We start from the raw sequence: 13421 nt of genomic DNA on the forward strand, positions 1-13421 counted from the left end.
CTCCTCTCTCATTTAAATGCTTTCCAGAACATTTTTTTCGCAGGAAGCTCTTGTTTCTCCGCCGGTGCGTCAGGCTCTTTTACCAGAGCCTTACGTCTTAATGACGGTACCGGCAGCGGCTTTCTTTTCATTCGGGTATCTTTTTCTTCCCAAGCTTCCAGAATGACGTGGGCGTTTGTTCCGCCGTCGGCAAAGCAGTTGATGGCTGCTGACGGTCTGGCTGCATCCCATTCGCCGGCTGTTTTATGAAAGTGAAAATCTGTCTTTGTTATATCAAAATGCGGCATCGGTTCGTCTCCTGAGAGAAACGGAACCGTTTGTTTATGCTTCAGCATTAATACGACTTTAATGAAGCTTGCGATGCCTTCTGCGCAAAGCGGATGCCCGATGTTCGGCTTAATTGACCCGATGCCGAGCGGAACATGCCGACCTGAGCGGTATACGGATTGAATCGCCTTCAGCTCAAGCAAATCAGTCACCGCGGAACCCGATCCGTTTGCTTCGATATAAGTGATGTCTTCCGGCTTTTTGCCGCTTTTGAAAAGCGCGCTTTGCATAACGTCTTTTTGCGCCTGCATATTAGGGGCTGACGGGCCTGCCGTTCTGCCGTCATTGTTCATGGCGGCGGCCTTAATGACTGCGTGTATCGTGTCGCCGTCTTTTTGCGCCTGGCTTACTGTTTTTAACAGCACCATGCCGACGCCTTCACCGAGGACAACTCCGCCTGAACGCTTGTCAAATACGTGAAATGCCGGTTTTTCGTTTAACAGCCCGCGCTCTTGGAACATCCGGTGCGCCGCATCCGTGTTCAGCAGGCTGACGCCGCCAACTACCGCCGCTTTGATATCGCCGCTTCTCAGTGCCTGAACGGCCATGTTCATTCCTGTCAAAGCCGATGAACAAGCCGTATCAAGCACGATGCTCGGCCCGCGCAGATCAAAAAATTGCGAAACGTTTGCCGCTAAATAATTCTGCCCGCCCGCAACGATCGGGTTGCGGGTATTCGCAAGACTTTCAGGATCAGGCTGATGCTGGCTGCGGCCTCCGATATACACACCGGCTTCTATGCCCTTGATTTCTTCACGGGTATAGCCGGCATGGCACCAAAGTTTCAAGCTCTCTTCCAACACCGCCAACGCCTGAGGGTCCATCGCTTTCGCGTCGTTTTCCGGAATGAAAAAGAATTCGGAATCAAAGTGATCCATATTGTCAATCAATCCCGCAACGTATTGATTTGCATATCCGAAACGTTCCGCCGGGACGGAGCCGATTGCGGACCTGCCGCTTCTCAGCAAGTCCCAATATTGTTCTAACGATTCCGCTCCCGGAAAACGGCAGCTCATTCCGACGACGGCAATGTCTTCAGTTACGGCATCACGCTTTTGTTCAGTGTGAACCGTTTGTACGGCAGCCGGAACCAACATTTCTGTATCAGGTTCCTCCCTTTCTGCAAGCAGCGGCTGCCCATTGGATACAAGCCATTCGGCAAACGCATCGATCGTCGGATGTTCATATAAAACAGACGGATCTAAGTCCTCTTTGAGCGCTTGATTCATTTGCTGTAAAAGCTGCGCTAAAATGATCGAATCAACCCCGTAATCCTGAAACGGTTCGTCTGTTTCCAGTTCTTCCGGAGCGATTTTCAGTTCATCGGAAAATAGTTTCACAAGCCACGCCTTCGTATCAAGAAGCAGGTCTCTGTCTGAATGTTTTTCCGCGGCTTTGCCGTTTATTACGGCTTTTTGTGTTTTCACTTGACAGAGCAGCCTGTCAGGATGCCATTCGCTCCGATCGACGATAGCCGGCAGAACGGACGGGCGGATGTTTTCAGATAAAATGCGGTCCAGCAAGTCAAGTCCTTCCGCGTTGGACAGTCCCAGCAGTCCGGTCTGCTTCAGGCTTTCTGTGCGGACTTCACCTAATCCGGTTTCCTTCCAGTTCGGCCATTGAATGCTGACTAACGGATATTGATGCTGATGAGCCGCCGCGAAATAATCCATGTACGCATTTGCCATCGCATAATCCGACTGTCCCGCCGCGAGCGCCGGAACGACTGCAGATACTGAAGAAAATAAGACAAAAAATTGCAAAGGATCATTTGTGAAAAGGCTGCTTAATGTTTGAAGCCCTGCGACTTTCGGTTCCAGCACTTCTTGTATATCGTCGGCAGTCTTTCTGATAAACGCCGGATTTACTGAATTAACCGATCCCGCACAGTGAATGACGCCGCCTATCGGTCCCATCGTGCGCCGGATCGTTTCAATTTCCGCTGCCGCCGCATCATGATCAGACAATTTCAGACTGATCACCGCCACTTGCACTCCTTTTGCTTCGAGCTCTTCAATCGCCCGTATCTTCTCTTTCAGCCTTGTATTAACGGCTGACCGTTCATGGCGGGGAGGAATCGGCTCCCTGCCTGTCAGCACTACTTTTTTCACGCCGTGTTTTTCTGTGAAATGGCGGGCGCATAAGAGACCCAGTCCCCTCGTCCCTCCGGTAATGAAAAGCACATGGTCTTCAGGAAACGGTGCGGGCTTATGTTCTGCTCGCTTCCCGCTTGGAATCTCCCTGAATAAAGCACGGTATCTCTGTCCGTTTCGGCGGCAGATTTCCGGTTCTGTGCTGTCCGCCGAAAATTCATCTGCAATCTGTTTGGCAAGCGTCTGCTGATCCGTATCTGTATCGGCATCCATGTGTCTTGACGTCACGTTTTGATACTCATTTTGAAGCATTCTGTACAGGCCGCTTTTTGCCGCTCCTGCAAGATGAATCGTTTTCTGCTGAAATGGCTCCAAGCCTTTTGTTACATATAGCAGCGTCAGCGGCCGCGCTTGCCGGCGGCTTGTATCAATCAGAGTCTGGAGCCGGCTGATCCCTTTCAGTGAAGGGTCTTCGTCTCCGCATCCCGTCAGATCGATTGCGCCATCTATGTGATTCCAATCGCTAGCTGCAGTATCAGCAGAATCGACCGGGAGAATGAACGAGTCAGTGAAATGCTTCGCAGTCTCTTCGGCTAGCTCCGCTGTTCTTTCATCAGCCAGAATCATGACCGTCCTGCCGCTTTTCTCACCGGCCGAATCGATCTCACACGGAACCCATTGCTTTTCTAAAAGCACAGCCTTGCGCCGGTCTTCTGTTTCCTGCGGTACGGCTTTCGGCTCAGGCAGCCAGTACGGCTCCTTCGCAAATGGGTAAGCCGGCAGACTGATTCTGCGGGGTTTTTCGCCTTGATAGAGTCTGTCCCAGTCCATCTGAAGCCCTTTAGCCCACAATTCCGCTATTTTGGCGTATTTTTTCTTATTGAACCATGACCTGACAAGCTGCTTCAGGTCATCGTCCGTTTCAAATGCTTTAATTTCTTTTTTAGCCGTTTTGATATGGGCTTCATATATCCCTTCACCCGTATTTCCGTTTACAAAATCGGTTAAACGGCTGATCAGTTCTTCTCTCGAACCGGCTGTAACCGCAAGACGGTAATCCTTCGCATCACGCCCGGTTTGAAGCGTGTACGCCATATCTGAAAGATTGATATTCTGATTGGCTTTTGCAAATTCGATCACAGACTCGGCATAGGTTTTTACCTGGGGCGCTTTTTTCGCCGACAGCACAAAAATGTTTGTCTCATCAGGCTTACGGCTTCCCCGGTCTTTCGGCTGATACTCTTCGATAACGAGATGAGCGTTTGTGCCGCTGTAGCCGAATGAGCTGACACAGGCCCGCCGCGGTGCTCCGCCTGTTTCCCAAGGTTTGAGTTCGGTATTGACAAATAAAGGCGAGTCATCGAAATCAAAATGTTCATTCGGCGTGCTGAAATGAAGGGTCGGCACAAGCTGCTGATGCTTCATCGACAGCAGAACCTTCTGGACGCTTGCTACACCTGCCGCCGCCGACGTATGCCCAATATTCGATTTAACCGAACCGATGGCGCAAAATTGTTTGCGGTCCGTTTTTTCCTTAAATACAGAAGACAGGGCTTCTAATTCAATCGGATCCCCCTGCTTTGTGCCGGTGCCGTGCATTTCCGCATAGGTGATGCTCTCAGGGTGGATGTTGTGCGCTTCATACACTTGGCGCTCTAAATCCATTTGGCTTTTCGCGCTTGGTGCGGTAATGCCGTTGGTTTTTCCGTCCTGGTTAATTCCAGATCCGATAATGACTCCGTAAATATGGTCTTGATCGGCTTCCGCATCTTTCAGCCTCTTCAAAACGAGCGCCCCCGCGCCTTCGCCGGGCACAAATCCGTTCGCACTGTTATCAAATGCTTTACATTGGCCGTCAGGAGACAGCATTCCGGCTTCACACATGCTGATGTATGATTCAGGCGTTAAATACAAGGTGACGCCGCCGACAAGCGCCATGTCAATTTCATGATTCAACAGCGCCTGACGCGCCAAATGAGTCCCGACAAGAGATGAAGAGCATGCCGTATCGATCGGAATGGCCGGACCTTTCAAATTGAGATAATAAGGCAGGCGGGCCGCCGCGATGCTGAAACTGTTGCCCGTCGCACTTCCTCCTGTCTGATGTTTGTTTAACATCATGCCGTATTCATTGTTCATAATCCCCAAATAAACGCCGCAATTTTTCCCGTTTAATTCTTTTGAACTGTAACCCGCATCTTCAAAGGCTTTAAAACCTTCCTGTAAAAATATCCGGTGCTGCGGGTCCATAAGTTCCGCTTCAGACGGAGAAATATTAAAGAACAGCGGATCAAATTCTTCAATGCCGTCAAGCATACCGATTGATCTGCAGTATACTTTGCCCTTCTTGTTTAAGGCCGGATCATAGTATTTGTCTACATCCCAGCGGGAAAGCGGGATGTCGCGAATGGCATTTTTCGCACGGGCTAAGTTGTCCCAATACGTCTTTAGGTCCGGCGCATCCGGGTACTTGCCCGACATGCCGACGATGGCTATCGCGTCCGCTATCTCGTCTTTAGGCTCCCGTTTGGCCTGCACCGGTTCAGGTTCCTTTTGAACCGTTAATCTCTCAGGCTCGGCAGGTGTTTTCTCCTGCAGGGCGTGTTGCTGTGTAAGCGGCTTTGGACGTACGGGAACCGCCTGTTTTTTTCTGCCGCGGACGGACGGCTGCGTACGCAGAAAATCGGCAAATTGGCGGATTGTCGGATAATCATACACTTTCGTTACGTTACAGTCCGTGCCGTACCGTTTATTGACGGCCTTTATCCATTCAAGACCGGTAATCGAATCCATACCCAAGTCAATAAAGGCCTCATCAATATCTACTTCATGACGCTCCATGTACAATACATCAGCCAGTGCTTTTGATAACTCGTCATGCACTGCTTCAATCGGTTCTTCCGGTTCGGCGGAAGCTGCCGTTTCAGACATCGCCTCCAGAATATCCGCTTCTGCTTGTGTCACATGCTGCTTATGAGCGTTTAAAGGCTGCAGCATTATGTTTGACGGTTTTTTCACGGCCTCTGTTTTCTGCGGTTCGGTTGCTTCCTCAAGGATCGGTTCTGTCCCGAGCTCTTTTTGCAAGAAAGCCGCAAACTGGCGAATTGTCGGATAATCATATACTTTCGTCACCGTAAGGGACGTGCCGTATGCTTTATTAACAGCCTTTATCCATTCAAGACCGGTGATTGAATCCATGCCGATATCAATAAATGTGTCGTCTGCGTCGATATCGTCGGCATCCATATATAAAACGTCTGCCAAACTTTCGGTCAATACGGCACTTACTTTTTCAACGGAAACCGCCGGACGGGAAACAGACTGTACGGTTCTTTTCGGTTTCGCGCCGCTCAAAGGCTGCAATGAAATGTTTGACGGTTTTTCTTTGGCAGTCTCCTCGTGAAGAGTTGTTACTTCAATGACCGGTTCCGGGGCGGCCGCCGGTGCGATCGGCGCAGACTGTGTTTCGCCCGGTCTTTTGACAGCTGCATCTGCTGATATGTCGATCCAATAACGGTCTTTTGCAAACGGGTAGGCCGGGAGACTGATTTTTTGCGGTCTGCCCATTTGATACAACTTATCCCAATTCAGCGGAAGACCCTTCACCCAAAGCTCTAATACCTTTGCGGCTTTGCCTTTTTCAAGCCACGCCTCAATGGTTTTTTCCATGTCCTCATCAGCCGCAAACAGCGCCATCGTGTCTTTATTCTGTTTGACTTGTCCGCGGTAGAGCTGGTCAATTGACTCCTTGCCGCCCGTAAATTCGTCAAGCTTTTCTTCAAGCTCGCGCAAATTGCTGACAATCATTCCGAGACGCTCTTCCATCGGTTCACGGCCGATTTGAAGCGTATATGCGATCCGGCTCAGATCCGCTTCCCGGTAACGCCCGCTCCGCAGCGCATCAAGAAGACGTTCCGCCCGTTTTTGAAGCCGTTTCTCATTTTTCGCGGAAAGGACGATCATCGACGGATGAGGCGCGGCAAAAGCCGTCTCCTTATCCTCATCAGCTGAATATTCTTCGATGACGATATGAGCGTTGACACCGCCGGCTCCGAATGAGGAAAGCCCCGCGGTTCTCGGCAATTCTTTATTTATTCCGTTTTCATTTATGACCGGTCTTTTCCACTCTTCAAGCGTCTGCTGCACTTTAAACGGCGTAGCGAGAAAATCAATATTAGGGTTAAGCGTCCGGGAATGCAGTGACGGTGCGAGCTGCTTATGTTTCATTTGCAGGAGCACCTTCGTCAGACCCGCGATGCCCGCCGCGCTTTCACAGTGCCCGATATTGGATTTCGCTGAGCCGATGGCGCAAAACTGTTTATCTTGTGTTTGTTCTGAAAAGACTTTTGTCAGACCCGTGATTTCAATCGGATCGCCGAGTGAAGTTCCGGTGCCGTGGGCTTCGATGTAGCTGACCGCCCTCGGATCGGTTCCCGCGTCTTTTAACGCCTGTTTGATCACCGCGGCTTGGGCGTTCGGATTCGGTACGGAATACCCGTTTGTTTTTCCATCATGGTTCACGGCCGTTCCTTTGATCAGGCCGTAAATATGATCACCGTCCGCTTTTGCTTTAGAAAGCGGCTTAAGGAGTACGGCTCCCACTCCTTCACCGGGCACATAACCGTCCCCGCCTTCTCCGAAACTTTCACATCTGCCTTTGCTTGATAAAAATCTGTTCTGGCCGAGCATCAAATATTTATTCGGATGAACGGATACATTGACGCCCCCGGCAAATGCTGCTTCGCATTCCCCGTTCCGCAAGCTTTGGCATGCCAGATGAATGGCTGTTAAAGAGGAAGAGCACATCGTATCCAGAGCCATGCTCGGACCGTTAAAACCGAATACATAGGAAGCCCTGTTCGCAATTGATGACGGATTTCCGGTCAGCGCAAGCGATTTTCCGCGCGCCTGTTCTTCGGCTCCGTAAAGCTGATATTCCTCATACATGACGCCGACGTAAACACCGACATTGGCGCCAAGCAAATCACCCGATTTTTCCGTGAGCTTTTTGCGCGTGTAACCGGCATCTTCCATCGTTTCGTAGACACACTGCAGGAATAACCGCTCCTGCGGGTCCATCAATTTTGCATCCCGGGGCGAAATAGAGAAGAATTGCGGATCAAATTTGTCCACGTCTTTCAAAAATCCTCCCCATTTTCCGTACGTCTTGCCTTCTTTATCTTTATCAGCGTCGTAATAAAGACTGTGATCCCAGCGATCGTTTGGAATTTCGGTTATGCAGTCAGTGCCTTCACTCAAGTTCTTCCAAAATTCCTGAAGATTTTCGGCCTGCGGATATCGTCCTGACATACCGATAATCGCGATATCTTCACGCTCCGTCACTGGATTTTCCCGCGTGTCTGGACGGACTTGCGCAAAGCCTTTTTTGCCTTCATTCCGTTTGAAAACGGGCTTTACTTTCGCTTTCTCAGACAGCGCCGGTTTGGCTGCAGGGGTTTCTTCTGTTTTCATCCCGGTCACTTCCAGCAGCGTGTCCCGGTGTGCTTTCATAAAATACTGCGCCAGCGATTCGATATTCTGATATTCGAAAAACAATGTTTTTGACAATGAACCGAAGCTCTTTTCCAGCCGGCCCGTCAAATGCATAATCATAATCGAATCAATACCGTAGTCTTCCATAGGCGCCTTGGCGTCAATTTTGCCGACAGGAAGTTTGGTCACTTCCGAAAGCACTTGTTTCAAGAAATGCTCCGTTTTTTCTGCAAGCATGTTCTCTCCGCCCGCTGTAAGACCTGCCGTTTCTTCGGTTTCGCTGCCCTTATCCGGCTGTTCCGCTGATTTTTTCAGAAACGCCCGGATTTTTGCGGCGTAGCCTTCCGTCACCATGACTTGGGATGTGTTTGCCGCCCACCCGCGGTACAAAGCCTGAATGCCGTTTTCTGTTTGCATAGGGACCATGCCGCTTTCTTTTGTCAGCATGGCTTCCGTTTCAGCATCAACCGTCATGCCGCCATCTTTCCAAAGCGGCCAGCAGATTGAAAGGGTGTGTCCATAGCGTTCATTTCGGGCTTTTTTACGGTTTCTTTTTTCACTGAAGGCGTTCATAAACGCATTGGCCATCGCATAATCAGCCTGACCCGCGCTTCCGGCGCTTCCGGCTCCGGAAGAGAAAAGAATCAGAAAATCCAGCTCAATGTCCTTTGCCGCTTCATCCAGATGAACCAGTCCGGAGACTTTCGGCGCCAGTACATCACGGATCTCATCTTTGTGCTTTTTCAGAATATAGTTGTCTTTTATCGTTCCGGCGCTGTGTATGATACCGTTTAATCCGCCGTACTGCCGACAGATGTCCGCTATGAGCGATTGAACTTCTTGTTTTTCCGTCATGTCCGTTTGTTTGTACACGGCTTGCGCGCCGAGATCGGACAGTTCTTGAAGCTGGGTTTTTTTACGGTTATCCAACAGAGAACGCCCCGTTAAAATAAGAACGGCGTCTTTTGCATGCCGGGCGATTTCTTTGGCGAATAAAAATCCTAGACCGCCCGCACCGCCTGTGATCAGATAAACACCTTTATCCTTCCACGGCTTTTCGGCGCCGAACTGTTCCAGCCCTGTTTCCTGCCATTGTGCCGTATAGCGATTGCCGTTTTCATAGCGAATATGCTTGTCATCAGGATGAGCGCTGCATTCTTTTACATATCGGGACAGCGTGTCTGCCTTGACGTCCGGCTCCGCTTCAATCAGCTGGCCGGTCAGGTTCGGGTTTTCAAGCGCCGCTGTTTTCAAAAGCCCCGTTAAGCCGCAAAGGAGCTGCGTATCCGCTTCTTGAGGCACGACAATCTGAATGAGCTCGCGCCCGCCGGAATTTGAAGCGAGGATTTTCTTCACTTCTTCGAACGCCTGAAGCGCACAAGCTTCAAACCGTTCGTCTTCACTCTTATGCTGATCACGGAGCACATGACAGCTGAAGTCTGTCTGTATGCTGTTCATTTGGTCCGTAAACCGGTCAGATATCATCACGTGACGGGCTTTGAAATGGATCGGCGCTTTTTCATGTACAGCGGCCTTCTCTTCCCATACGTGTTCAAAAAATAGTGTATCTGTTTTATCCGTTTCAATTTCCCGTGCGGAATAACCAGTCATTTTCACACATACATTGCCTTGTTCGTCACACAAATCAATATCCAGCTTCTGCACAGCATCTTCAGGCTTGCTTTCGCCGCTGTACGCAATGGATACCCACATATCACTTTTACAGCTTTTCAACACATCAATCTGTTCGAGAGCAAACGGCAGCATCGGCCGTATGTCAGTCCCGTCTCTGTCAAGCATTAACCCGATTGTCGCGTGGAAGGCCGCATCCAAAAGGCTCGGATGGAGGACAAACTGATCTTTTGTATGAGAAATAGATGACGGGAGTGAGAGCTTTGCGAGCACTTTGCTGTCGTTTGCATAGATTTCCGTGACCGCTTTGTGAGCATCCCCGTATTCAATCCCCATCTGTTTGTATGCCTGATAGCAAGCGTCAGGTGTGATCAGACGGCGTGACTCTCTTAATTTGTCAATCTCGATTTTGGCCGGTTCGCCCGCTCGGACAAATGCCGCGCTTCCTTGCGCATAGAGAACGGGCTCTTCTTCCGAGGAAGCCGATTCACTGTAAACCGTAAATCCCATCTCCCCATTTTCTTCGTCATAAAGGCGGAGATACAGTTCTGCGGACTCATCCGCCGCTGTAAACGGACGTATCCATACGACATGTTTCAGACGGACTGTTCCTTCTTCCTTCGTTTCTGCCGCGTGTTCAACGGCCGCCCGGACCATTTCCAGATAAGCCGCGCCCGGTAACGTCCGCTCGTTTTTGACGACGTGATCTTTCAGGAAAAATTCTCCGCCGCTAAAAGAGGACCGAAAACGGACGCCTGACATGTTTGATACATTTTCATGAAGGAGCGGATGCAGCATGCCTGCATTTTTTTGCGGCAGCGATTCTCTTTTCTCCGCCTTCGGCACCCAATACCGGATTTTTTCAAACGGATATGTCGGCAGGCTGATCCGATTCGGTTTGTTTTCACCGTACAAGAGATTCCAATCCATCGTTCCTCCGCCGGCCCACTTTTCGGCAATCATCCCCAGACTCCCGGAAGAAAGCCATTTATGTATCAAGTCCGGAGCAAGCTCTGCCTGTTTGCTTTTATCGGCTCGGTTCCGCCAGCACCCGCTGACCGTTTTACCCGCCAGAAAGCCCTTCAGCCGCTCTTTGAGCTGTGTCATATTCTGAGCGGTAAACGCAACCCGCTCCTCCATCTGTTCACGGCCGATCTGAAGTGTATACGCCGCATCCTCAAGCGGCAGGCCGGGATGAATAAATGCAGACAGCTTCGCAACATACTCTTTTAGCCGTTCTTCATTCCGGGCTGAAACCGGAAAAATGAATGTCTGTTCTTCTGCCGGTTCAGCCACTGTTCCGTGTGATTCTTCAGGGATAAATTCCTCCAGAATGAGATGCACGTTTGAACCTGTCGCCCCGAAAGAACTGATGCCTGCACGTCGGGGATATACGGTCTCATTTCCGTTTTCCGTCACTGAGGGCTGATGCCATTCTTCGGTATGATGCTGGACGTAAAACGGTGATTGTTCAAAATCTAAATACGGATTCAGCTCCTCGGAATGAAGAGACGGCACCAAAGTTTTATGGTGAAGCTGCAGGGCAACCTTGCTTAAGCCGCTGATGCCCGCCGCCGATTCCGCATGGCCGATATTGGACTTCACTGATCCGATCGAACAGAACTGTTTGTCCTGTGTGTACTGGCGGAACGCCTTGACAAGGCCTTGAACCTCAATCGGATCGCCGAGAGAAGTTCCCGTCCCGTGCGCCTCAATATAACTGACCGTGCGCGGATCGATGCCCGCTTTGTCCAGGCATTCTTCAATCAAATCGGCCTGCGCGACAGGGCTCGGCACGGAAATTCCGCTCACTGTCCCCACGTGATTGACGGCACTGCCCTTTATCACCGCATAAATCCGGTCTCCGTCTTTTACCGCCTCTCGCAGCGGTTTTAATAAAACGGCACCGATTCCTTCAGCCGGTACATAGCCGTCTCCGTCTTTCCCGAATGTATGACAAACCCCGTCTGTTGAAAACATGTCCCATAAACCGTATGTCAGATATTTATTCGGATGCAGCGACAAGTTGACGCCTCCGGCAACTGCCGATTCACATTCCCCGCGCCGAATGCTTTCCGCAGCAAGGTGAACCGCAGTCAGCGAAGATGAACAGACCGTATCGACCGCCATGCTCGGCCCGTGAAAATTGCAAAAATATGAAACTCTGTTTGCGATTTGCGCATAATTAAGAGAAAGCGGGAATACATGATCTTCGGAAGAAGCTTCAGCCCCGACCAACGTATAATCCTTATGCATCACCCCTGCGAAGACGCCGACGCGCTGTCTCTTATTCCGTCCGCGCGCCTCTGCGAGCGACTTCGGCGTATATCCGGCATCCTCAATCGTTTCCCAGCATGTTTGTAAAAACAGCCGTTCCTGAGGGTCCATTGTTTCAGCTTCCCGCGGCGTAATCCGGAAAAATTGGGGATCAAAGCAATCCGGATCATCAATAAATCCGCCCCATTTTGAAATGCTCTTTCCGGAAGGCGACTTTACATTTTCAAACCGGCGCCAGTCCCAGCGAGACTCCGGAATTTCGGTGACACAGTTTTTTCCTTCTTTCAGGTTTTCCCAGAATTCATGAATATTTTCGGCCTGCGGATAGCGGCCGGCCATGCCGATAATGGCGATATCTTCATCTTGCGGAACACTGCTTTTCCGTCTTCTCTCTGTTTGCGTCTCAACCGGCTTCTCCATTTTTGCCGGAGGCGCGCTGAAATGGCTCCCGTACTGCTCAGTCAGGAAAGCTGCCAGCTCTGCTGCCGTCGTATATTCAAACAGCAAAGTCGGAGAAAGGGTTTCGCCGATTTTTTCGCTGATCGTTTCGACGACATCAAGCAATCCGGACGATGTCAGCCCCATTTCATAGTAGCCGACTTGAGAATCAATCTGTTCAAGCGGCTTGCCGATTTTTTCCGCCATCAGATTCATGACATACCGCTCTGCTTCCTCATGCGGGTGTCCGCCTTCAAGCGATGCCGCAACTTCCGGTAAACCGGCTTTTTCAGGAGACTTCTCAGCAGGCTTACGGTCTGTATTGATCAGCTCGGCATCCCGCACGAGCTTGCTTGTGAAATCTTTCAGCTCGGCTACTTTCCGGCCGGATGCGTTAAAAAACTCCAGTGTAATGTAAATGAGCTCCTTTTCCTGCCGAAGCGACGAACGTTTGATTCTCGTGATGCAGCCGGCCTGCAAAGGTTCGGAAGCTGTAAAAGATTCGTAGAAAAGAGGCAGAAACAGCCTCTTTTCCCCATTTAACAGCGATGAGATCAATAGGTTTGCGCCGACGCCGCTTCCGTCAAGAAGAGTCGGATGGAACAAAAATCCCCCGGCCTGTCCCATCGCGTCTTTTCCGAGCGATACATCAAAGGTGACGCCGTCCCGCTCCTCAAACACTTCTCCTTCTGCTTTCATATATCCGCTGTGAACCAATTCCTGGCTTCTGCATTGTGCATACAGCTCATTTAAATCGATGGTGCGTTCCGCCTCGCGTTTGACAGAGTCAAGATCAAGCGTGTCACTGAAAACTGCGGGTCCCGTCTCGTGCATTTCCGCTTTGACGTAAATGCGTTCTTCCGGCTGGACTCGTCCGCCGCTGACCTCAGCCCCTTTTGCGGTAAGTTTCCAGCGCCCTTCTTTTACCTTTGTACATTCAACCGTAAGCTTGACGGCGCTGTCTTCTTTCGCAATAAGCGGCTGATATATGGATAAATGGCGCAGCTGAAGCCCGTCGTATGAATAGCCGCGCTCTTTGAAAATCTGATAAAACATATCAATATAAGCCAATCCCGGAAGGACTTTTTGTCCGTAAACGTCATGATGTAAAATAAACGGATTTTTCAGCGATAAAGTGATTTGCTTATTGAAGTTCTTCAC

General features: G+C 50.4%; 1 protein-coding gene. It reads right to left on the reverse strand.

Annotated elements, in window-relative coordinates; genetic code table 11:
• Positions 1–8: 8 nt before the first annotated feature.
• A complete protein-coding gene (locus CXL14_RS14575; protein ID WP_101287860.1) occupies positions 9–13421 on the reverse strand; it encodes a type I polyketide synthase in 13413 nt (4470 codons plus the stop codon).

It is taken from the genome of Bacillus sp. SJ-10 (assembly GCF_002843505.1).
Lineage (GTDB): Bacteria > Bacillota > Bacilli > Bacillales > Bacillaceae > Bacillus > Bacillus velezensis.